Origin of the sequence: Sphaerisporangium sp. NPDC088356, assembly GCF_040685555.1 — a bacterium.
Lineage (GTDB): Bacteria > Actinomycetota > Actinomycetes > Streptosporangiales > Streptosporangiaceae > Sphaerisporangium.
In genome coordinates, this window is record NZ_JBFBIK010000120.1 from 1 (window position 1) to 22,552 (window position 22,552).

Here is a 22,552-nt window from a genome sequence, read left to right on the forward strand (position 1 = left end):
GCGTCGTACGTGCCGCCGGCGGCGTGGCGCGTGCCCCCGACGGCGTGGCGCGTGTCGCAGCGGGCGTGACGGGCGCCGTGGCCCTCGCGAGGCGGGACAGCCGGTCGGCCAGCAGCGCCGCGGTGGGCCGCTTGGCGGGCTCCCTGTTGAGCGCGGCCCTGATCAAAGGCAGCAGGGAGCCTGGCACCCCGGCGAGGTCCGCACGCCCGTTCAGGACCGCGTACATCTGCGCCTCGACGCTGCCCCTCCCGAACGTCGGCCGCCCGGTGGCGGCGAACGCCACCGTGGCCGCCCACGAATGGACGTCGGAGGGCTCCGCGACGACCTCCTCGGCGAACACCTCGGGCGCGGAGTAGCCCGGGGTCCCGAGGAACGTGCCGGTCATCGTGAGCCGGGTGGCGTCGGAGACCTGGGCGATGCCGAAGTCGATCAGCACGGGGCCGTCGGGCCCCAGCACCACGTTGGCGGGCTTCACGTCCCGGTGGACCACCCCGGCGGCGTGGATGATGGCGATCGCGGTGGCCAGCCCCCTGGCGAGGTCGATCAGGTTCGGGCCCGACAGGGGCCCCTGCCGCCGCACCGTGTCGAGGAGGGTCTCCCCCTCGATGTGCTCCATCACCAGATAGGGCCGGTCACCGGACAGGTCGGCATCGAGAACGCTCGCGACGTAGGGGCTCTCGACCCGGCGCAGCGCCTGCACCTCGCGGTCGAGCCGTAATCGCGCCTCGGGGTCGTCCCCGATCGGATCACGGAGCATCTTGACGGCGACCTTCACCCCGCGCCGGCCGACGGCGAGGTAGACCTCGCCCATGCCACCGCGGCCGAGGCGCTCCACCATGGTGTACGGGCCGACTCGCCCGAGCCCGCCCACTCGCCGTCCGCCCATAGGAGACGCCACCATAGCGCCGATCACCCCATTAACAGCGGCGGCGCGCCGGAAGCTACCGGGTTTTAGCGGACACCCCAGGACACGAACCCCAGCCGTCCCTGCCGCGGGCGAACGGAAACGGCTAGCGCGAGCGTGAAGGGTCGTCGAAGAGGCTGTCCAGCCGGGCGCTCGGGCTCGCGGACAGCACCTTCCTGCCGGTGCGCCGCCAGTTCACGTGACCCCGGCTCTCCAGCCACAGCATCAGCCGATCGGCCGCGACCACCACAGCGATGGCGTAGCCGAAGGCGAAGACAATCCCCATGGGGACAGTCAAACGCTCCTGCCCGCCGTTCACGCGCAGCGACACGCCGACCACTCCAAGTCGTCATCCGCGACGTCCCACCCGCATGGAGGCCGGCGCTAGCCTCCGGCTACGACGGTGCCCGCCGAGGTGCGCAAGTGGCCCTCGCCGGTGTAGACCCACTTCGTGGAGGTCAGCTCAGGAAGGCCCATCGGCCCGCGCGCGTGCAGCTTCTGGGTGGAGATGCCGATCTCGGCCCCGAAGCCGAACTCCCCGCCGTCGGTGAACCGGGTCGAGGCGTTGACCGCCACCGCCGCCGAGTCGACCCGGGCGACGAAGCGCCTGGCCGCGCCCTGCGACCGCGTGACGATCGCGTCGGTGTGCGCCGAGCCGTACCGCCTGATGTGCGCCACCGCGTCCTCCAGCGAGTCGACCACGGCGGCGGCGATGTCCAAAGAGAGGTACTCGTTCCCGAAGTCCTCCTCGGTGGCGGGCACCACGACGCCCTCGGGCCCCGCCGCGTCGTACGAGGCGACACGCTCGTCGCCGTGCACGGTCACGCCCTCCTTCGCCAGCCGCGCCAGGGCCGCCGGCACGAACGCGTCGGCCACCGCCGCGTGGACCAGGAACGTCTCGGCCGCGTTGCACACAGAAGGACGCTGGGTCTTGGCGTTGACGAGGATCTCCAGGGCCAGATCGAGGTCGGCGTCCGCGTCCACGTACACGTGGCAGTTGCCGACGCCGGTCTCGATCACCGGCACCGTGGACTCCTCCACCACCGAGTTGATCAGAGACGCGCCGCCGCGCGGGATCAGCACGTCGACCAGCCCCCGCGCGCGCATCAGGTGCTTCACCGACTCGCGCGTGATGCCCGGCACCAGCTGTACGGCCCCCGAGGGCACCTCGGTGCCGCCGAGCGCGTCCTGCATGATCTCCACCAGGACGGTGTTGGACTTGAAGGCGCTGGACGACCCGCGCAGCATGACGGCGTTGCCGCTCTTGAGGCACAGGGCGGCGGCGTCGACCGTGACGTTGGGGCGGCCCTCGTAGATGATGCCGACGACCCCGAGCGGCACGCGGATCTGCCGGAGCTCCAGGCCGTTCGGCAGGGTGCTCCCCCGGACGACCTCGCCGACCGGGTCGGGCAGCTCCGCCACCTCGCGCACCGCGTGGGCGATGGCCCCGACGCGCTTCTCGTCCAGCCGGAGCCTGTCGATCATCGTCTCCGGGGTGCCGCTCTCGCGCGCGGCGGCGACGTCCAGGGCGTTCGCCTCGACGATCTCCTTCGCGCGGGACACCAGGGCGTCGGCGACCGCGCGCAGCGCGGCGTCCTTGGCGGAGCGCGGCAGCGGCGCCAGCTCGGCGGCGGCGTCTCTCGCGGCGTGGGCGACCCTCAGAAAGTCATCGGCCTCAGACATGCCTCGCGCTCCTGCTCTCGGTGACGGAATCCAGTATGACGATGTCGTCGCGGTGGATCAGCTCTCGCTCGTACTCCGGGCCGAGGTTCGCGGCCAGCTCGCGCGTGGAACGGCCGAGCAGCTCGGGGATCTCCGCGGCGTCGAAGTTCACCAGGCCCCTGGCCACGGGCGTGCCGTGCGGGCTGTAGAGGTCGACCGGGTCGCCCGCGGTGAAGTCGCCCTCCACGAGCGTCACCCCGGCTGGGAGCAGGGACTTGCGCCGCATCACCACGGCCTCGACCGCCCCGGCGTCCAGGTGCAGGCGGCCCCTGCCGGTCGTCGCGTGGGCGAGCCAGAGCAGGCGGGTGCCCGGATGGCGGCCGTCCGGCTGGAAGTAGGTGCCGACGTCCTGCCCCGTGAGGGCCTGCGCGGCCCTGGCGGCGGAGGTGAGCACGACGGGGACGCCCGCGCCCGTGGCGATGCGGGCCGCCTCCACCTTGGTGATCATGCCGCCGGTGCCGACCCGGCCCGACCTGCCGAGTTCGACGCCCGCGAGATCCGCCGGCCCGTTGACCCGGGGGATCCGCCGGGCGCCCGGCAACCGGGGGTCGCCGTCGTACAGGGCGTCCACGTCCGAGAGCAGCACCAGCGCGTCGGCGTGGATCAGGTGGGCCACCAGGGCCGCCAGGCGGTCGTTGTCGCCGAAGCGGATCTCGTCGGTGGCGACCGTGTCGTTCTCGTTCACCACGGGGACGATGCCGAGCTCCAGGAGCCGCACCAGGGTCCGCTGCGCGTTGCGGTGGTGGGACCGGCGCATCATGTCGTCCGCGGTGAGCAGTACCTGGCCCACGCGCAGCCCGTACCGGGCGAAGGAGGAGGTGTAGCGGGCGACCAGCACGCCCTGCCCCACCGAGGCGGCCGCCTGCTGGGTCGCGAGGTCACGCGGCCGGGCGGTCAGGCCGAGCGGCCCGAGACCCGCCGCGATCGCGCCGGAGGACACCAGCACGATCTGCGTGCCGTTCCCGCTGCGGGCGGCGAGGACGTCCACGAGGGCGTCCACCCGATCGACGTCGATGGTGCCCTGCGAGGTGGTCAGCGACGACGACCCCACCTTGACGACCAGGCGTGAAGCAGCGGCCACCCGCTCCCGACCGGCGTTGTCCACGTCCACACCCTTCGCTCGCTTGCCTGCTACCGCATGCTGGTCGCGGCCGGCGGACCCGTCCGCCGTGCCGCGCTGGTACGTGCCGCCCGCGCGGCCCCGGACGCCCGGCCCGGGGTCACCGGTAACCGTCTCGGCTACCCGAGGCGGTTGTCCGAGCCGCGTGGGCCCTGGTTGGCCTCGGCGTCGAGCGTGGGCTGCCAGTCGAAGATGTAGCCGCCCTCCATCGAGCCGATGACGACCTCGGCGCCGGCCTTGGCCCCCGCCTCGCTGAGCGCCTTCTCGATGCCCAGCCTTTCGAGACGGTCGGCGAGGTAGCCGACGGCCTCGTCGTTGGTGAAGTCGGTCTGCTTGATCCACCGCTCGGGCTTCTCGCCGGTGACCTGGAAGGTGTCGTCGTTGATCCGCTTGACCGTGAACCCGGCGTCGCCGAACTGCTTGGGACGGATGACCAGCCTGGTGGGCTCCTCGATGGGCTTGGCGGCCCTGGCGGCCGACACCATCTCGGCCACGGCGAACGACAGCTCGCGCAGCCCCTCGTGGGTGGCCGCCGAGATCGTGAAGACCCTGAGGCCCTTCTCCTCCAGCATCGGCCGCACCATGTCGGCGAGCTCGCGGGCTTCGGGGACGTCGGCCTTGTTGAGCACGGCCAGACGCGGGCGGTCGTCCAGCTCGCCGTAGGCGGCCAGCTCCGCCTCGATCACCGCGAAGTCGGTCAGCGGGTCGCGCCCGGGCTCGATCGTCGCGCAGTCGAGGACATGGACGATCGTCGAGCACCGCTCCACGTGGCGCAGGAACTCGTGACCGAGCCCGCGTCCCTCCGAGGCGCCGGGGATCAGCCCGGGCACGTCGGCGACGGTGAACACCGTCTCCCCCGCCGTGACGACGCCGAGATTCGGCACCAGCGTGGTGAACGGGTAGTCGGCGATCTTGGGCCGGGCGGCGCTCAGTGCCGCGATCAGCGACGACTTGCCGGCGTTCGGGAAGCCGACGAGCGCCACGTCGGCGACCGTCTTCAGCTCCAGCACGGCCTCGAGCTCGTCGCCCTGCTCGCCGAGCAGGGCGAACCCGGGGGCCTTGCGCTTGGTGGAGGCCAGCGCGGCGTTGCCGAGGCCCCCGTGACCGCCTTGGGCCACGATGTACCGCGTGCCGGCGCCGACGAGGTCGATCAGCACCTCGCCGGACTTGGCGTCCTTCACGACCGTGCCGTTGGGGACCGGGAGGACCACGTCCTCGCCCCAGGCGCCGTCGCGGTTGGACCCCGCACCCTGCTTGCCGTTGGCGGCCTTGCGGTGGGGCCTGTGGTGGTAGTCGAGGAGGGTGGAGGTGTTGGGGTCGACCTCCAGGATCACGTCGCCCCCGCGCCCGCCGTTCCCCCCGTCGGGACCACCGAGCGGCTTGAACTTCTCACGGTGGATGGACGCGCAGCCGTTTCCCCCGTCACCGGCCTTGACGTAAAGGACCACCTGGTCGACGAACTCAGCCACCGTTACTCCCTCTCACAAGCGGGACCGTCTGGTCCACGCCGTGCCACCGCCGCGCTCCCCGCACCGGTAGTACCCCTTCACGACGATGAGGCGGATCGACAAGTCGATCCGCCTCATCAACGTTCTGGCCGGGCCACCGTCCGCCACGCTCTCGCGCGGGGCGGCGGCCCCATTTCCGATCGGCGGATCTACTCCGCGGCCGGGACGATGCTCACAGCGCGACGGCCGCGCTTGTTGCCGAACTGCACGTGGCCGGCGATCAGCGCGAACAGCGTGTCGTCGCCACCCCGGCCGACGTTGTCACCCGGGTGGAAGTGGGTGCCACGCTGGCGGACGATGATCTCGCCGGCGTTCACGAGCTGGCCACCGAAACGCTTGACACCAAGCCGCTGGGCGTTGGAGTCACGGCCGTTCCGGGTGGACGAGGCGCCCTTCTTGTGTGCCATGGTTCGCTACCACTACTTCCCGGGGTTGATGCCGGTTACCTTCACCTGGGTGTACCGCTGGCGGTGACCCTGGCGCTTCTTGTAACCAGACTTGTTCTTGTACTTGAGAATACGAATCTTGGGGCCCTTGGTCTCGCCGAGAATCTCGGCGGTCACCTCGAACTTGCCAAGCGTGGCAGCGTCTGTGGTGACATCGCCGTCGTTGACGACGAGCACCGGCGCCAGCGACACCGTGGAGCCGACCTCACCGGCGACCTTGTCTACCTCGAGGACGTCACCGACGGAGACCTTCTGCTGCCTGCCGCCGCAACGAACGATCGCGTACACCGCGGAACCCTTCTTCTGGCTAATTGCTCGCTGAACGCTGCGCCTCTTGCATCCAGCTACCGTCGATACACACGACCGGCGAACCGGGTAGGCGCGCGAAGCTAGGCGCGCCACCGGACGCACCGATTGACTAGGATACCGGATTGCGGGTGCCCTGGTCGAACCGGACGGATCGCCGGGTGCCGGCCTACTCGGCCGGCCCAGCCGGTCTGGTGGCCTTTCGGGAGCGTCGCCGCCCCCGGGCGGAAGGCTGTGCGGCTTGCGCGTCCTCCTCGGAAGAGCCGTCAAGCGCATCGGTCACGCTATCACGACCTCCCTCGCCGTTCGCGGCCACCGCGACGCCACCGTCCTTGAGAAGCCTGTCGCCACCGGCCTTTTCGAGCTTCTCGGCCACAGCCTTCTCCACCGCCATCTTGCCCTGCGTGCCCCTCGGCTCGGGCTTGGACTCGACCGGCTCGGTCGAGACGATCAACCCGCGCCCGTTGCAGCAGTCACACGGCGTCGAGAACGCCTCCAGGAGGCCCTGACCGACCCGCTTGCGGGTCATCTGCACCAGCCCCAGAGAGGTGACCTCCGCGACCTGGTGCTTGGTGCGGTCGCGCGCCAGGCACTCCAGCATGCGCCGGAGCACCAGATCACGGTTGCTCTCGAGCACCATGTCGATGAAGTCGATGACGATGATGCCGCCGATGTCCCTCAGCCGGAGCTGACGGACGATCTCCTCGGCCGCCTCCAGGTTGTTCCTGGTGACGGTCTCCTCCAGGTTGCCGCCCTGGCCGGTGAACTTGCCGGTGTTGACGTCGACGACGGTCATGGCCTCGGTGCGGTCGATCACAAGGGAGCCGCCGCTCGGCAGCCACACCTTGCGCTCCATCGCCTTGGAGATCTGCTCGTCGATGCGGTAGGCCGCGAAGACGTCGCCGTCCTCCCACTTGGTCAGGCGGTCGGCCAGGTGCGGCGCGACGTACCTGACGTACTCGTCGACCGTGCCCCAGGCCTCGTCGCCCGCCACGACCAGCGAGGAGAAGTCCTCGTTGAAGACGTCGCGGACCACGCGGACGGTCAGGTCGGGCTCGGAGGAGAGCAGCTCGGGCGGGCTCGCGCCCTTGGCCTTGCGCTGGATGTTCTCCCACTGCGCCGACAGGCGGGCCACGTCGCGGCTGAGCTCCTCCTCGGACGCGCCCTCCGCGGCGGTCCTGACGATCACACCGGCGTTCTCCGGCATGACCTTCTTGAGGATGGCCTTCAGCCGGCTGCGCTCCTTGTCGGGGAGCTTGCGGCTGATGCCCGTCATGGAACCGTCGGGCACGTAGACCAGGTAGCGGCCGGGGAGGCTGATCTGGCTCGTGAGCCGGGCACCCTTGTGACCCATGGGGTCCTTGGTGACCTGCACGAGCACCGACTGCCCTGACTTCAGGGCCGCCTCGATGCGCTTGGGCTGGCCTTCGAGACCGGCGGTGTCGAAGTTGACCTCACCGGCGTACAGGACGGCGTTGCGGCCCTTGCCGACGTCGATGAACGCGGCCTCCATCGACGGCAGGACGTTCTGGACCTTGCCGAGATAGACGTTGCCGACGTACGACTGGCTGGCCTCACGGTCGACGTAGTGCTCGACGAGCACGCCGTCCTCCAGCACCGCGATCTGGGTGCGGCCGCCCTGGCGGCGCACCACCATCACCCGCTCGACGGACTCGCGGCGGGCCAGGAACTCCGACTCGGTGATCACCGGGGGACGGCGGCGTCCCTGCTCGCGGCCCTCACGGCGGCGCTGCTTCTTGGCCTCCAGGCGCGTGGAACCGCGGAAGCCCTGGACCTCGTCGACCGAGGTCGGGCGCCCGGCCCGGGGCGCGCGGATGCGCACGACCGTGATGGGCGGGTCGTCGGCGGGCGTCTCGGCGTCGTCCCCGCCCCTGCGGCGGCGACGGCGACGGCGGCGCGACGAACCGGCGTCCTCGTCGTCCTGGTCGTCACGGGAGTCCCGGGCCTGCTCGGTCTCGGCCGGCTCGGCCTGGTCGGCGCTCGCCGCGCGCGGCTCCTCGTCGCCTTCCTCGCCCTCGTCGCCCTCGCCGGCCTCGTCCTGCTCGCGCGCCTTGCCCCGGCCACGGCCGCCCCGGCGACGACGGCGGCGACGGCCGCCCGCGTCATCCTGGTCGTCGTCCTCGTCCAGTGCGGCTTCGGCGGCGTCCTCGGCCTCCTCGGGCTGCTCATCGGCCGGCTCGGCCTGCTGCTGGGGGCGCGGCTGCGGCACCACCGGCTGTACGGCCGGACGCGGCTCGGGCGCCTGGAAGATCGGCTGGAACACCGCGGCGGGCGCCTGGAAGGTGACGGTGGGCGCGGCAGCACGCACGTCGGCCATCGCGGTCAGGCCGAACGGGTCGACGAACACCGAGGTCTGGGGCCGCGTCTCCTCGGCGATGTCCTCGCCGGCGGGCTCGTCGTCGAGCGGCTCCTCGGCGGGCAGCGACTCGATGATCGCCTCGGCGACCTCGGCCTCCACGGGGCTCTCGACGGCGGGCCGCCCGGCCTGGGCCTCGGGGACCTCGGGGATCTCCGCGACCTCGACGACCTCGGCGGCCTTCCTCGTGCGCCGGCGCTTCACCGGGGCGGGCTCCGCCTCGGGGACCGCCTCGGCCTGGACGGCCTGGACGGCGTCCTTCTTGGCCGTGCGCGAGCGGCGCGGGGTGACCGGCGCGTCGGGGTCCTTGACCACGCGGCGCGACCTGGTGGCCCGCTTCGGAGGCGCCTCGGCCTCCGCGACGGGCGCGCTCTCCGCGACCGGTGCCGTTTCCTCGGCGCGCGGGGTCTGCGCGACGCCCGGTGCGGTGTCCACGGCCGTGCCCGGCGTGGTGACGGTGGCACCCAGAGCGGCGGTAGTGACCGCCCCTTGGGGCTCGCTCACCAGACCCGCGGCGCGCTCGGCCTCCTCGGGTGGCGGACCGGCCGGACGGCTCGCCGCACGGCGACGCCTGACCGGCTTCGGTTCTTGCTGTGCTGTTGTATCCCCATCAGGGCCAGAGGCTCCGACGATGGGCTCGTTGTCGAGCATGCGGGCGTTCTCCCGTCAGGCTCCCGGGCACGTCTCCGCGCCGCGCGGGAGCTCTCGTCTCTCGCTGTGCGCCAGGCCACCTGTCGGGGGCCCGGCGCCAAGTCCTATTTGTGGTCACCGACGTGCTGCACAGCCGGTCCCGGCTCGCCGCCGCGAATGTCGCGGTCCAGGTCGAGCGGGTCGGCGGTCCCACCGGTGTGCGCGTCGAGCGGACCCTGAGCCAGCCTGGTCACCGCGGGGGGTGACGGCGGCGCGAAATCAGCCACAAGACGCAGACCCGTGAGCACGTCGTCGGGTCGAACGGCGGGCGTAACGTGCCGGACAACCATACGAAGTATCGCACATGGCTGGCTCTGCTCCCGGCCCGCTGTTCCTTGCGTTGCCTCATGTGCCGTCAGCGCGATGACGGCCTCCCGCGCGTCGAACCGGCGCAGGCCCTTCTTGGTCAGGCGCTCGACCTCTACACGCTCGGCGGCCAGGAAGAGATCGACCGCCGCCTTCGCCTCTCGCGGCTCCGATCCGGGCAGGCGGACCTCCCAGACCGAGCACTCCAGCCTGTCGGCCAGGCTTCCCGTGCGCGCCTCGACGACGTCGAGCACGTCGAGACCCGGTGGCAGCGACGAGTCGAGATCGGCACGGAGCCGATCGGGCTCGCACGCCGAGACGACACCGATCTCGAGATATTCGGCTTCGCTGGCCACTCCGGTGGGAGCGGCACCCGCGTAGGAGATCTTCGGATGGGGGGAGAATCCCGCGCTGAAGCCAACCGGAATGCCGGCCCGGCGCACCGCTCGTTCGATGGCACGCGAGATGTCTCGGTGGCTGGTGAACCGCAGACGGCCACGCTTGGCGTAACGCACGCGAAGGCGCTGCACCACTGGCGCGGGCGGGGGCCCATCAGGAACAGGGTTCTTCAGCTAAGTCATCCTTTCTGTGTCGAGTGACCGGTCATCTTCCCAGGATAAAGGCCACTCCGGCCCACCCGGTCTGACGTCGTACGGGAAGAGGCTAAACCACCGCGACCGGATGGCCTACCTCGTCAACGGTTACAACGGGTGTTTGCTTCCATCCGCCGGGTCAGACGACCGTCAGGGGAAGCAGTTTCCTTCCCGTCGGGCCGATCTGGATCTCGGTGCCCATGGTGGGGCAGACACCGCAGTCGTAGCAGGGCGTCCACCTGCAGTCTTCGACCTCGGTCTCGCTCGTGGCGTCCTGCCAGTCCTGCCAGAGCCACTCGCGGTCGAGGCCGGCGTCCAGGTGGTCCCAGGGGAGCACCTCGACCTCCTCGCGCTCACGCGTGGTGTACCAGTCGACGTCGACCGGCTCGCCCGCCAGCGCCCGCTCGGCGCAGGACATCCAGCGGCTGTAGGAGAAGTGCTCGCTCCAGCCGTCGAAACGGCCGCCTTCCTCCCACACGGCCTTGATCACGGCGCCCACCCGGCGGTCTCCGCGCGACAGCATGCCCTCGACGATCGAGGGCTGGCCGTCGTGGTAGCGGAAGCCGATGGACTTGCCGTACTGCTTGTCGGTGCGCAGGGAGTCCCTGAGCTGCTTGAGCCGGCGGTCCACGGTCTCGTGGTCGCACTGGGCGGCCCACTGGAACGGGGTGTGCGGCTTCGGCACGAACCCGCCGATGGACACCGTGCAGCGGATGTCACGGGAACCGGTGACCTCGCGGCCCGCCTTGATGACCTTCTTGGCGAGATCGGCGATGCCGAGCACGTCCTCGTCCATCTCGGTGGGCAGCCCGCACATGAAGTAGAGCTTCACCTGCCGCCAGCCCTGGCTGTACGCCGTGGTGACGGTGCGGATCAGATCTTCCTCGGTGACCATCTTGTTGATCACCTTGCGCATGCGCTCGGAACCGCCCTCGGGCGCGAACGTCAGGCCGGAGCGGCGGCCGTTGCGCGAGAACTCGTTGGCCAGGTCGATGTTGAACGCGTCGACGCGGGTCGACGGAAGCGACAGGCTGGTGTTGGTGCCCTCGTAACGGTCGGCCAGGCCCTTGGCGACCGCCGCGATCTCGGAGTGGTCGGCGCTGGACAGCGACAGCAGGCCGACCTCGTTGAAGCCGGACTCCTTGACGCCCGCCTCGACCATGTCGCCGATCGTCGTGATCGACCGCTCCCGGACGGGACGGGTGATCATGCCCGCCTGGCAGAACCGGCAGCCGCGGGTGCAGCCGCGGAAGATCTCGACGCTGAAGCGCTCGTGCACGGTCTCGGCCAGCGGGACCAGCGGCTTCTTGGGATAGGGCCACTCGTCGAGATCCATGACGGTGTGCTTCTGCACTCGCCACGGCACGCCCGACCGGTTGGGCGCCACCCGCTTGATCCGCCCATCGGGGTGGTACTCGACGTCGTAGAACTTCGGGACGTAGACACCGCCGGTCGAGGCGAGACGCATGAGAAGCTCGTCGCGCCCGCCCGGGCGGCCCTCGTCCTTCCACTCGCGGATCACCTCGGAGATGGCGATGGCGATCTGCTCGCCGTCGCCGAGCACCGCGGCGTCCAGGAAGTCGGCGACCGGCTCGGGGTTGAACGCCGCGTGGCCGCCCGCCAGCACGATCGGGTCGTCGTCACCGCGATCGACGGCGTACAGCGGGATGCCGGCGAGGTCGAGGGCGGTGAGCATGTTGGTGTAACCCAGCTCGGTCGAGAACGACACGCCCAGCACGTCGAACGCCCGCACCGGGCGGTGCGCGTCGACGGTGAACTGCGGAACGCCGTGCTCCCGCATGAGCGCCTCAAGATCGGGCCAGACCGCGTAGGTGCGCTCGGCCAGCGTCTCGGGCAGCTCGTTGAGGATCTCGTACAGGATCTGGACGCCCTGGTTGGGCAGGCCGACCTCATAGGCGTCGGGATACATGAGCGCCCAGCGGACGGTCGCCTCGTCCCATTCCTTGACGGTCGAATTGAGCTCACCCCCTACATACTGGATCGGCTTCTGCACGTTGGGCAGGAGCGCTTCCAGGCGGGAAAAGAGCGACTCGACAGACATGCTCCCAAGGGTAGTTCCTGCTCGCCGCGCCTCGCGCCAGCCGCCCCCGCCCGGGGGCCGGGGGCTTGGCTAGAACGCGCGTTCCCGGATGTGGACGCCCTGGAGTAATCCGAGGGCGATCATGTTGGCGAACGTCGCGGTGCCGCCGTAGGAGACGAAGGGCAGGGGCACCCCGGTGATCGGCATGATGCCGATGGTCATGCCGACGTTGACGAACGACTGGAAGGCGAACCAGCACACGATGCCCCCCGCGACCAGCGCGCCGAACCGGTCGTCGCACTGCCTGGCGATGCGCAGACCCCGCAGCAGCACCACCCCGAGCAGGGCGACCACGGTGGCCGAGCCGAGGAACCCGAACTCCTCCCCCACCACGGTGAAGATGAAGTCGGTGTGCTGCTCGGGAACGAACCGCCCGGTGGTCTGCCCCCCGTGGAACAGGCCCTTGCCGAACAGCTCCCCCGAACCGATCGCGATCAACGCCTGCGTGCTGTTGTACCCCGCCCCGCGCGGGTCGTTCGCCGGGTTGATGAACGCGGTGAACCGCGCCACCTGGTACGGCTTGAGCAAGCCGAAGAGCCACACGGCCGCTGCCCCCGCGATCGCCAGCAGGCCGAGCCCGACGATGTAGCGCTTCCGCAGGCCGGCGAAGATCAGCAACCCGCCGGTGATGACGGCGAGCACCATCGTGGTGCCGAAGTCGGGCTGGAGCATGATCAGGCCCGCCGCGATGCCCGCGGCGGCGACGCAGAGCAGCAGGTCGAGCGTGCGGGGCCGGTCGGTGCCCGGCGCCGGCTCGGCGAGCAACGCGCCCATCATCAGGATCAGCGCGGGCTTCGCGAGCTCTGACGGCTGGACCGCGAACCCCCCGCCCAGCAGGATCCACGAGTGGGACCCGTTGATCGTCGAACCGAGCGGGGTGACGACCGCGAAGAGCCCGAGAAGCGACACCCCGTACACGGCGGGCGCGTAGACCCGCAGAGTCCGCTGGCCCGCCGTCGCGGCGATGCCGCAGAGGATCCACCCGATGACGAGGTTGAGGATGTGCTTCTTGACCATGCCTGTGGGCGCGCCCGCCGCCCACGTGCGCGTCGAGGACCACACCAGCAGCGTGCCGATGACCGACAGGGCCATGACGGCGACCAGCAGGACTCCGTCGACCCGCCACACCGCCGACTGCGCGCCCATGGCCCTGCGGACGAAGGAGCGGCTCTGCGGGGCCAGGGCCTGGTTCACCGCACCACCGTCCCGTCTTTCCTGATCGACGGGAGCTTCTCGACGGGCTTGCCGTCAGGCAGCGCGGCCTTGCCCTTGATGCCGTAGATGCCCTCGTAGATCTCGCGCGCCGCCGGAGCCGCGGCCATGGCGCCCTGGCCGCCCTGCGAGATCGTGACGACGACCACGAACCTGGGGTCGGCCGCCGGGGCGAAGGAGGCGAACCACGAGGTGTCCTCCTTGCCGTAGACCTCGGCCGTACCCGTCTTGCCGCCGATCTTCACCACATTCATCGGGAACCCGCTGAAAGCGCCCGCCGCGGTGCCGTCGGAGGTCACCTCGCTGAGCGCGGCGCGGATGTAGTCGCGGGTCTCCTTGGTGATCGGGAGCCGCGCGGTGACCGGGGCCTTGATCTCCTGTACGTGGGTGCCGTCCGGCCGCACGATCGCCTTGGCGATGCGCGGGCTGCGCAGCTTGCCGTCGCCCACGATCGCGGCGTAGGCGGCCGCCAGCTGCAGGGGCGTCACGAGCACGTCGCCCTGGCCGATCGAGAGGTTGGCGGCCTCGCTGACATGCCACTCGAACCCCTCGACGCAGTTCTCGTGGGCCAGCGTCTTGAGGTACTTGGCGCGGCCGGGGTCCTTCTTCTCGACCTCCGGATAGCCGGTCTTGGCCCGGGTGCAGCTGGCGTCCTTGGTCGCCGCCCACTGCTGCCTCTTCCACCTGCGGCCGGGGATGCGCCCGGACACCTCGCCGGGCAGATCGATGCCGGTCTTCCTGCCGAACCCGAACAACTTGGCGGTGTTGGTCATCGGCTCCTTGGGATGCGGCACGGGCTTGTTCCCGCCGTCCCGCGTCCACATCTCGCTCGCGGCCTTGTAGAAGATCGTGTCGCACGACTTCACCAGGGCCGTGTGAAGATCGATGACACCCATGCCGATGCCGTGGAAGTTGTGGAACGCCCGGCCACCGATGTCGTACGCCCCCGGGCAGTCGTACTTGCCGTGCAGGGGGTACCCGTCCCTGATCATCGCGGACAGGGAGGAGACCTTGAACGTCGAACCCGGCGCGTACTGGCCGTGGGTCGCCCGGGAGACCAGCGGCAGCCCCGCCTTCTCCGACAGCAGCCGCTGGTAGTCCTTCTCGGAGATGCCGCCCGCCCAGACCGCGGGATCGTAGGTCGGCATGCTGCCGATCGCGATGACCCCGCCGGTCTTCACGTCCAGGACGACCGCGGCGGCGCCGTCGGCCCTGGGGGCGTTCTTCATGGCGTTCACGAGCGCCTGGTCAACGACCTTCTGCACGTCGGCGTCCATGTTGGTGATCAGGATGTCGCCCGGCGTCGGGGAGGTCTGCCGCTCGATCCCGAGGACCTTGCCCATGCGGTCGACCTGGACCCTCCGGAGCCCCGGCGATCCGCGCAGCGCGTCGTCGTAGACGTATTCGAGGCCGTCCCTGCCTACGAGGTCGACTCCGGAGAAGTTCGCCTTCAGCGTGGAGCGCTTCTTCAGCTCCTGCTCGGTCACCGGTTGCAGGTAACCGAGGGTCTGCGATGCCCCGGAGCCGAGGGGATACTCGCGCACGGGCTGCACCTCCGCGATGACCCCGGGGAAGTCCTCCTGGCGCTCCAGGATCTGCAGCGCCTCCCGGGGGCTGACGTTGTCGTCGATGGGGATCGGCGAATACAGCGAGCCCGGCCAGCAGGGACGGGACACGTGGGGCCCGCACGGGCGGATGCGCTCGCGCAGCTCCTTGACCGGGCGGTCGAGCACCGCCGCCAGCCGCTTCATCACGGCCCGGCCGCCGTCACGCATGCGCTCGACCTCGGAGCGGTCGACCGAGACCACCAGCGAGGTGCGGTTGCGCACCAGAGGGCGACCGGTGGCGTCCAGAATCTGCCCGCGCACGGCCGGGACGATGACGTCGCGGGTGCGGGTCTCCGTGGCCGCGGCCACGAACTGGCCGCCGCGCACGACCTGCACCTGCCACAGCCGTACGGCGAGGACGACCAGCAGGGTCAGCACGAGGAACTGCAGCACCACCAGCCGGGCGCGGACCCTGATCACACGCGCCTCCGGACCGGGTACGCACCGGTGGGCACGGCCTCCCGCCTCCGGCGGCGGGGGTCGCCGGAGTACCGGGACACCACCCAGAAGAGCAGCGCGGCCAAGGCCAGGTTGTACATCACCAGCGAGGGCCAGAGGTTGAGCACCGCCTTCCAGTCGACCCGGGGATCACCGAGCAGGCCGCCCACCCCGGCCGACATGAGCGGCGCGAGCATCACCGCGATGATCACCGTGACGGCCGAGGAGCCGGGCGCCCGCTCGGTGGCGCGGCCCACCATGAAGCCCACCAGGCAGAAGACCAGGGCGTACTGCCCCATGACGTGGGCCGCCGGCGGCAGCAGGTCGGTGGCCAGGCCCATGGCGAAGCCGGTGATTGCGCCGACGACGGCCCCACGCGCGAGCGCGATGATCACGACCGCGAGGAGCACCAGGTCGGGGCCGCCGCCGGGCAGCGGCAGGCGGTTCACGACGGTCACCTGCACGATCATGATGAGGCCGACGAGCAGCACCGCCGCCATCGCTCGGATCACGCTTTCATGTCCTCTCGCCGGCCTGGTGGTGCTTCCTCGCCCCAGGCCGCTCGTGTGTCTTCTCGCCGGGCCGCTCGCGCGGGGCCCCGGGCGACCGCCCTCGCGTGCCCTCTCCCGGCCGCTCTCGGCTCCGCGTGCCGGGCCTCTCGCGTATGGCGGCGGGCCGCCCGCGCGGACCGGACGGCCGCCCGGGCGGGCGGGCGGAACGCGGTCGCGTGCGAGCCGACTGCTCGCGGGTCTGGACCGGGCTCTGCCGCGTGCCGCGCGGATGCTCGCCATCGGCGTCATCGCGGCCCCCCGCCGTCGAGGACGGGGAGGGGGATGCGGGCGGTGAGGAGGAGGGGGACGGCGTCGCGGGCGGCGAGGTGGTGGCGCGGGCCTTCGCCGCGGGAGGAGGCGGAGGCAGCATCGCGTCCCTGGGGTCGCGTTGCGGCGCCCGTACGACCACCCCGACGACGTCGAGCGCCGTGAAGTCGACGAAGGGCCTGGCGTACGCCACCCGGGTGAGCTCGCCGGGCGTGGCCTCGACCCGCTGGATCGTGCCGACCGGAACGCCCGGCGCGTACGGCATGCCACCTTGCGAGCCGAAGCTCACAATGCGGCGGCCGGCGGCCAGCGGTGCCGCCGAGTCGAGGAGCCGGAAGCGGATGAGCCGCCCCTCGGCGACCGGGCCGAGGCCCGTCACCAGGCCGATCTCGTTGCTCCCCTCCACCCGGGCCCCCGCCGAGGACGCGGAGTCGGTGAGCAGGACCACCGTGGAGGTGGTCGGGCTGGTGTGGACGACGCGGCCGACCAGGCCGTCTCCGTTGAGCACGGTCATCTCGGACTTCACGCCGTCGCCGGTGCCCGCGTCGATCTCGACGGCGTCCTCGAACCCGGGAACACCGCGCCTGGCGATCACCTGGGCCGCCACCACGCGGTAGCCGCCGAGACCCGAGAGCCCCAGCATGCGGGTCAGCTCGGCCGATCTTTGGCGGTCGAGGGTGTGGGCGGTCAGCTCCTGCCGCAACCGGGCGTTCTCCGCCCGCAACAAGGTGATCTGGCGCTTGGAGTCGGAGGCGGAGGTGAAGGTGCCGATGAAGTCGCCGACGGGCCGTACGACGCCCGTGCCCGCCTGCTCGACCGCGCCGAACAGCGACGCGGCGACGGCTCGGACGGGCTCGAACAGGGAATCCTCGCGCTGCCGGTGGTCGATGGTGATCAGGACGAGCGCCACGGCCAGCAGCAGCCCAAGGATCAACCGCGCGCGGCGGGTATCCCTCATCGGTGCCCCTGCTCCATCAGTGCCCCTGCTCCATCAGTGTCTCGGCTCCGGCACCAGAACCTGCTGCAGGACCTCGAACTCCTCGACGCACTTGCCCGAGCCGAGCGCCACGGAGTCGAGGGCGTTCTCCACGAGGTGGATGGGCATGCCCGTCTCGTCGCGCAGGCGGTCGTCCATGCCCTTCAGGAGCGCTCCGCCGCCGGTGAGAGCCACGCCGCGGTCCATCAGGTCGCCCGAGAGCTCGGGAGGGCACTTGTCCAAAGTCGACTTCACCGCGTCCACGATGGACTTGAGCGGCTCCTCGGTGGCCTTGCGGATCTCGTCGGCCGACACCACGATCGTCTTGGGCAGCCCGGTGACCAGGTCGCGGCCGCGGATCTCGGCGTGGCAGTCGTCTCCCATGGGGCATGCCGAGCCGATCGCGATCTTGATCTCCTCGGCGGTGCGCTCCCCGAGCATCAGGGAGTACTCCTTCTTCGCGAAGGCGATGATCGCCTGGTCGAGCTCGTCGCCACCGACGCGGATCGACTGGCTCGTCACGATGCCGCCCATCGAGATGATCGCCACCTCGGTGGTGCCACCCCCTATGTCGACCACCATGTTGCCGGTCGGCTCGTGGACGGGCAGCCGGGCCCCGATCGCCGCGGCCATCGGCTCCTCGATGATGTAGACCCGGCGGGCCCCCGCCTGGTAGCCCGCCTCCTTGACCGCCCGCTGCTCGACTCCGGTGATGCCACTCGGAACGGCCACGATGATGCGAGGCTTGGCGAATTGCCGACGTTTGTGCACCCGCTGGATGAAATAGCGCAACATACGCTCGGTCACGTCGAAGTCGGCGATCACGCCGTCCTTCAGCGGGCGTATCGCCACGATGTTGCCGGGCGTTCGGCCAATCATCCTCTTGGCCTCGATGCCCACTGCCACGATCTTGCCGGTGGTGGTGTTGATCGCCACCACCGACGGCTCGTTGAGCACGATGCCGCGCCCGCGCACGTAGACCAAGGTGTTGGCCGTGCCCAGGTCGACGGCCATGTCACGGCCGAGGAATGCCAGCTTGCTGCCCATGGGGAAGGAAACCTTCCTTCAGGTCGTTCGCGAGAGATTACGATTCGCATTCGAATCGTAACGTGACGTACCCACTCGCGAGGGCAACGAGCCGTCCGGCTCACAAAAAACTTGTCGCGGTTCCGGGACGCCAACGCGCCGACCTGGGCTTATCCCCATTCCAGCTCATCTCGACCGTGGACACGCCACGCTCGGCCCACACCCACCCTCGCGCCCGTCGCGAAGGCTGCTCGAAACCTTCTGGACGCGCCCTTGGACGCGTCGGGCCCCGGCGCGTGTCACGCACCGGGGCCCTCCTCGGTCTCACGTCCGCGGGCCGGCCGTACCCCGGCCCGGCCGCTCAGAGAGCCGCGCCGACGGCCGGGGCTCAGAAACGGTCGGGGAAGAAAATCTTGACCTCGCGGGCCGCGGACTCGGGCGAGTCGGACCCGTGGACGATGTTCTCGCCGATCTCCAGGGCGTGGTCGCCGCGGATCGTGCCGGGGGCCGACTTCACCGGGTCGGTGGCGCCGGCGAGGGCGCGGAAGGCCTCGACGGCACGCGGGCCCTCGAGAACCATCGCGACCAGCGGACCCGAGGTGATGAACTCGACCAGCTCGCCGAAGAACGGCTTCTCGGCGTGCTCGGCGTAGTGCGCCTTGGCGGTCTCGGCGTCGAGCGTGCGGAGGTCCATGGCGATGACCTTGAGGCCCTTGCGCTCCACGCGGGCGATCACGTCACCGATGAGGCCACGGCGGACACCGTCGGGCTTGATCAGGACAAGCGTGCGCTCGGACACAGTATCTCCTTCATTGTGATCGCCGGCCGCCGCGCGCGACGGCCGGCAATAGGGGAAGCGTGTGCGCAGCTTACCGGGCGGCGGCCCCGCCGCCGTCCTCGCCGGTGGTGCCCTCGGGAGACCGGGCAGGCGGCGGAACGACGGGGATCATGGCGGTATCGGGATCTTCGGGAGACCGTGCGCCGCCCGCCTGCCCCGTCATCGTCTCCGCGAGAGCGGCCTCCTCGCGGGGCGAAGACGCCGTGGTGAGGAGCGGGCCCGGAGCTTCGTCAGGGGCGCGCCGGGCCAGCACCGCGCCCACCCCCAGCACGACGACGACGGCGAAGCCGGCGACGAGCGCCCAGATGTGCAGGGCCCCCACGAAACCGTCGACCATGGCCTGCGAGGTGACCCTCCCGGACGAGCTGACCGCGCGCAGCCGGCCGACCTGGATCCCCGTGCCGAGCAGGAAGCCGCTCAGCACGGCGGGGAAGCACAGGGACAACCCGAACAGCGCGGCCCGGAGCCCCACCCCCCGCACCGCCGAGGTGACCGCCACCGCGGCACCCGCCGTCAGCAGCGCGAACGGCACCAGGAGAGGCATGCCCGAGGCCGCCGGTACGAACAGGCGGACCGCGCACAGCCCCACCACCATGGTCACCAACCCGCCGCCGATGAGCTTCGGCACCAGCGCCTCGCTCAGCCTGCCTGCCACGAGCGCGGCGGCGAAGGCGATCACCGAGGCAAGCCCGAAGGGGGCCCACAGGCCAGACAGGCCCGGCCCTCCGAGACCTCCCAGCTCGACATAGGTCACCTGGGCCGCGGTCGGAAGGATCACCAGGCCGACGGCGACCATCACGAACGCGAGCACGCGCCCACCGGCCCCCTCGATGCGGCCGGCGCACGCCATCGCGAGCAACATGACCACGGCCAGCCCGGCCGCGGCGACGATCAACCCCGACGGCCAGTTGAACGTGGTGCCGAAGGCCAGGACGGCGATGCCGACGGAAGGCCCCGCCGCGAGCACCAGATGACCACGCTCCGCTCCCGTGGCACGCGTGTCAGCGCTCTCTCCGGTCAGGCGCGCGAGCACGAAGTAGACGGCGGCGAGGGCGAGCGCCACGCCGGTCAGCAAGGGATACGGCTGAAGCGTCACCCGCCAGGACGTCACCTCGTCGAGCGGCCACAGGGCAAGCGCCTGGGCCGCCAGCAGGCTGACGGCCAGCGCTCCGGCCCAGATGGGCATCAGGACGCCCCGGGCCGCGCCCGGACGCTCCCAGCTCGCCGCGAACGTCGCCGGGACGAGCAGCCCCGCGCCGATGCCGTGCAGGGCCCGCAACGCGCCGACGCCGACCGTCGATCCGGCGAAGCCTCCGGCCACATCGGCCACGGCGAGGAGCGCCAGCCCCGCCACGAGGATCGGCGCCGCCTGGAACCGTCTCATCGCGGCTCCGGCGAGCGGGACGGTGCACAGCATGACGGGCAGGGCCAGCCCGTGCGCCCTCAGGATGCCGACCCCGGCGATCTCTGGAGGAAGCAGGGCGGAGACGACGGAAATGGTGTTGGGGATGGCCACGATCGCCAGCGGAAGGGCGACCGCGGTCAGAAGCCCGACTACAACGTCGAGCACGAGCGGCATTCGGTGGACCCGGCCAAGGCTCCTGAAGCCCGCGGCCTGGATTGGGGGGACGGCCATACTGGCCGAGTTTAGCGTTAAGTCACGCCCTCGACACGGCGAGCGACAAATATCGCCGTGACCCACAGGGCGGCGAAGACGACGCCGAGGAAGAACATCATCGGCACGAGAAAGCCGGTGGCGATGGCGAGCACCTGCACCACGCTGCCCACGATGTAAGCGGACGGGCGCTTGAGCATGCCCGCCACGACCACGCAGGCCAGCGCGAGCCCTAGGCACACGGGCACGGCCACGCCGGGCGCCACATGGTTCACCACGATGGCCACCGGCGTGACCAGCGCCAGCACGATGGCCTCCATGCCGAGCACGCTGGCGCACAGGCGCCGCATCCCCGGAGTGACAGTAATGCTCACGCCGACCCTCCTACGCCCCCGCCTGCAGAACCCGCCCCTCGGGCTGGGGCGGTCATCGGCTCCTGCCCGCCTTGAGCAGGGTGCGGGCGTCGCCGACGGTGACGACCGAACCGGTGATCAGGACCCCCGCGCCGCCGAACTCGCCGGTCTCCTCGGCCAGGCCGAGGGCGACGTCGATGGCGTCGTCGATGCGCGCCACCTCGTGCACGCGCTCACTGCCGAAGATGTCCTCGGCCAGCGTCGCCAGCTCCTCCGGATCCATGGAACGCGGCGAGGAGTTACGCGTGACGACGATCTCCTCCACGACCGGCTCCAGTAGCTCCAGCACACCGCTGACATCCTTGTCGGCCATGACCGCGACCACGGCGACGAGCCTGCTGAACCCGAAGGACTCCTCCAGGGCTTGGACGACCACCTCCATCGCACCCGGATTGTGCGCGGCGTCCACCACCACGGTGGGACCGCGCCGGATGACCTCCAGCCGGCCCGGCGAGGTCACCTGCGCGAACGCCCGCCGCACGAGATCGGCGTCAAGAGGATCGTCGCCCCCGGTGAGCGCCTCGACGGCGGCCAGCGCGCACACGGCGTTGCCCGCCTGGTGCTCACCGAACAGCGGGAGGAAAACCTCGTCGTAGACGCCCTTGAGGCCCTGGAGGCGCAGCAGCTGGCCGCCCATGGCGACCTCACGGTGGGCGACGCCGAACTCCAGCCCCTCACGGGCGACCGTGGCCCCCGTCTCGGCGGCACGCCGCATCAGGACCTCGGCCGCCGCGAGAGGCTGCTGCGCCAGAACGGCCGTGGCGCCCGGCTTGATGATGCCGGCCTTCTCACGGGCGATCGTCTCGATGTCGGGACCGAGGTAGCCGACGTGGTCGAGGGAGATGGGGGTGATGACGGAGACGACGCCGTCGGCGACGTTCGTCGAGTCCCAGGTGCCTCCCATGCCGACCTCGATGACCGCGACGTCGACGGGGGCGTCCGCGAAGGCCGCGAAGGCCATGGCGGTGAGCGTCTCGAAGAACGACAGTCTGCCCTGCTCCTGGTCGACGAGCTCCAGATAGGGATGGACGTCTTCGTAGACCTCGACGAATCGGTCTTCGCTGAGCGGCTCGCCGTCGATGCTGATGCGCTCTCGCATCGAGGTGAGGTGCGGGCTGGTGAACCGGCCGACGCGGAGGTTGCGCTCACGGAGCAGGGAGTCGATCATGCGGGCAGTGCTCGACTTGCCGTTGGTGCCGGTGATGTGCACGACCGGATAGGCCCGCTGGGGCTGCCCCAGCAGATCCATCAGGACATTGATCCGGTCCAGGGTGGGATCGATGTCCCACTCCACACCTCGCTGCAAGATCGCCTTTTCGACCGCCTGAAATTCCACAACTGAAGCCTACTTACCGGGAGGCACGGTCCGCGCCGCGCCTGTGACCTCTGTGGACAACCCTCGGCGGCCCCCTGCGGACAACCCTCGGGCGCACGAGAAGGGCCTATAACGCAGGAAAGCCACCCACAAAGTGGATGGCTCTCCTGCCTACTCAAATATTTGTCCGGCGGTGTCCTACTCTCCCACACCGTCCCCGG

General features: G+C 70.7%; 19 protein-coding genes. All 19 read right to left on the reverse strand.

Translation table 11 applies throughout. The features are described from left to right. Positions 1-886, reverse strand: an 886-nt coding sequence (locus AB0O34_RS30385) for a serine/threonine-protein kinase (RefSeq protein ID WP_363921242.1), incomplete at its 3' end; no start/stop codon positions are given. Positions 887-1,010: 124 nt separating this feature from the next. After that, positions 1,011-1,235 (reverse strand): hypothetical protein, encoded by a 225-nt coding sequence (locus AB0O34_RS30390; RefSeq protein ID WP_363921244.1) that lies wholly within the window; start codon positions 1,233-1,235, stop codon positions 1,011-1,013. 53 nt (positions 1,236-1,288) lie between these two features. Further along, positions 1,289-2,587 (reverse strand): glutamate-5-semialdehyde dehydrogenase, encoded by a 1,299-nt coding sequence (locus AB0O34_RS30395; protein ID WP_363921246.1) that lies wholly within the window; start codon positions 2,585-2,587, stop codon positions 1,289-1,291. Beyond that, the gene (gene proB / locus AB0O34_RS30400) at positions 2,580-3,731 is read right to left on the reverse strand and encodes a glutamate 5-kinase (RefSeq protein ID WP_363921248.1); all 1,152 of its coding nucleotides are present in this window, start codon (positions 3,729-3,731) and stop codon (positions 2,580-2,582) included. Before proB ends, AB0O34_RS30395 begins: the two co-directional genes overlap by 8 nt. Positions 3,732-3,865: 134 nt before the next feature. Beyond that, a complete protein-coding gene (gene obgE, locus AB0O34_RS30405; protein ID WP_363921250.1) occupies positions 3,866-5,215 on the reverse strand; it encodes a GTPase ObgE in 1,350 nt (449 codons plus the stop codon). 188 nt (positions 5,216-5,403) lie between these two features. Continuing rightward, entirely contained in the window at positions 5,404-5,661 is a 258-nt protein-coding gene (gene rpmA / locus AB0O34_RS30410) for a 50S ribosomal protein L27 (protein ID WP_114032604.1), read from the reverse strand. A gap of 12 nt (positions 5,662-5,673) precedes the next feature. Then, complete coding sequence (gene rplU / locus AB0O34_RS30415) at positions 5,674-5,988, reverse strand: 50S ribosomal protein L21 (RefSeq protein ID WP_344939118.1); 315 nt, start codon at positions 5,986-5,988, stop codon at positions 5,674-5,676. 187 nt (positions 5,989-6,175) lie between these two features. Further along, positions 6,176-9,034: an Rne/Rng family ribonuclease gene (locus AB0O34_RS30420; protein WP_363921252.1), complete on the reverse strand. Its 2,859-nt coding sequence runs from the start codon at positions 9,032-9,034 to the stop codon at positions 6,176-6,178. A gap of 104 nt (positions 9,035-9,138) precedes the next feature. Continuing rightward, positions 9,139-9,894 carry a TIGR03936 family radical SAM-associated protein gene (locus AB0O34_RS30425; protein ID WP_363921254.1) on the reverse strand — a complete coding sequence of 252 codons (756 nt, stop codon included), beginning with the start codon at positions 9,892-9,894 and terminating at the stop codon, positions 9,139-9,141. A 217-nt stretch (positions 9,895-10,111) separates the two neighbouring features. Beyond that, positions 10,112-12,034 (reverse strand): TIGR03960 family B12-binding radical SAM protein, encoded by a 1,923-nt coding sequence (locus tag AB0O34_RS30430; RefSeq protein ID WP_363921256.1) that lies wholly within the window; start codon positions 12,032-12,034, stop codon positions 10,112-10,114. Positions 12,035-12,103: 69 nt separating this feature from the next. Continuing rightward, a complete protein-coding gene (rodA, locus tag AB0O34_RS30435; RefSeq protein WP_363921258.1) occupies positions 12,104-13,267 on the reverse strand; it encodes a rod shape-determining protein RodA in 1,164 nt (387 codons plus the stop codon). Next, complete coding sequence (gene mrdA, locus AB0O34_RS30440) at positions 13,264-15,312, reverse strand: penicillin-binding protein 2 (RefSeq protein WP_363921260.1); 2,049 nt, start codon at positions 15,310-15,312, stop codon at positions 13,264-13,266. The genes rodA and mrdA overlap by 4 nt, the downstream gene beginning before the upstream one ends. After that, positions 15,309-15,842: a rod shape-determining protein MreD gene (mreD, locus tag AB0O34_RS30445; RefSeq protein ID WP_363921262.1), complete on the reverse strand. Its 534-nt coding sequence runs from the start codon at positions 15,840-15,842 to the stop codon at positions 15,309-15,311. The genes mrdA and mreD overlap by 4 nt, the downstream gene beginning before the upstream one ends. A 4-nt stretch (positions 15,843-15,846) precedes the next feature. Beyond that, positions 15,847-17,106, reverse strand: coding sequence for a rod shape-determining protein MreC (mreC, locus tag AB0O34_RS30450; RefSeq protein WP_363921264.1), 1,260 nt, complete (start codon positions 17,104-17,106; stop codon positions 15,847-15,849). A 33-nt stretch (positions 17,107-17,139) separates the two neighbouring features. Beyond that, the gene (locus AB0O34_RS30455) at positions 17,140-18,171 is read right to left on the reverse strand and encodes a rod shape-determining protein (RefSeq protein WP_363921266.1); all 1,032 of its coding nucleotides are present in this window, start codon (positions 18,169-18,171) and stop codon (positions 17,140-17,142) included. Between the two features lie 367 nt (positions 18,172-18,538). Then, positions 18,539-18,949: a nucleoside-diphosphate kinase gene (ndk, locus tag AB0O34_RS30460; RefSeq protein WP_358559754.1), complete on the reverse strand. Its 411-nt coding sequence runs from the start codon at positions 18,947-18,949 to the stop codon at positions 18,539-18,541. A 70-nt stretch (positions 18,950-19,019) separates the two neighbouring features. Then, complete coding sequence (locus AB0O34_RS30465) at positions 19,020-20,558, reverse strand: hypothetical protein (protein ID WP_363921268.1); 1,539 nt, start codon at positions 20,556-20,558, stop codon at positions 19,020-19,022. Between the two features lie 83 nt (positions 20,559-20,641). Then, the gene (locus AB0O34_RS30470) at positions 20,642-20,977 is read right to left on the reverse strand and encodes a DUF4233 domain-containing protein (protein WP_363921270.1); all 336 of its coding nucleotides are present in this window, start codon (positions 20,975-20,977) and stop codon (positions 20,642-20,644) included. 52 nt (positions 20,978-21,029) lie between these two features. Then, positions 21,030-22,352 (reverse strand): folylpolyglutamate synthase/dihydrofolate synthase family protein, encoded by a 1,323-nt coding sequence (locus AB0O34_RS30475; protein WP_363921272.1) that lies wholly within the window; start codon positions 22,350-22,352, stop codon positions 21,030-21,032. Between the last annotated feature and the right edge of the window lie 200 nt (positions 22,353-22,552).

Excerpts from the sequence above, each read along its gene's own strand:
- AB0O34_RS30395 (WP_363921246.1), bottom strand. The coding sequence starts at position 2,587 with ATGTCTGAGGCCGATGACTTTCTGAGGGTCGCCCACGCCGCGAGAGAC.
- AB0O34_RS30420 (WP_363921252.1), bottom strand. The coding sequence starts at position 9,034 with ATGCTCGACAACGAGCCCATCGTCGGAGCCTCTGGCCCTGATGGGGAT.
- AB0O34_RS30430 (WP_363921256.1), bottom strand. The coding sequence starts at position 12,034 with ATGTCTGTCGAGTCGCTCTTTTCCCGCCTGGAAGCGCTCCTGCCCAAC.
- mreC (WP_363921264.1), bottom strand. The coding sequence starts at position 17,106 with ATGAGGGATACCCGCCGCGCGCGGTTGATCCTTGGGCTGCTGCTGGCC.
- AB0O34_RS30455 (WP_363921266.1), bottom strand. The coding sequence starts at position 18,171 with ATGGGCAGCAAGCTGGCATTCCTCGGCCGTGACATGGCCGTCGACCTG.
- rpmA (WP_114032604.1), bottom strand. The coding sequence starts at position 5,661 with ATGGCACACAAGAAGGGCGCCTCGTCCACCCGGAACGGCCGTGACTCC.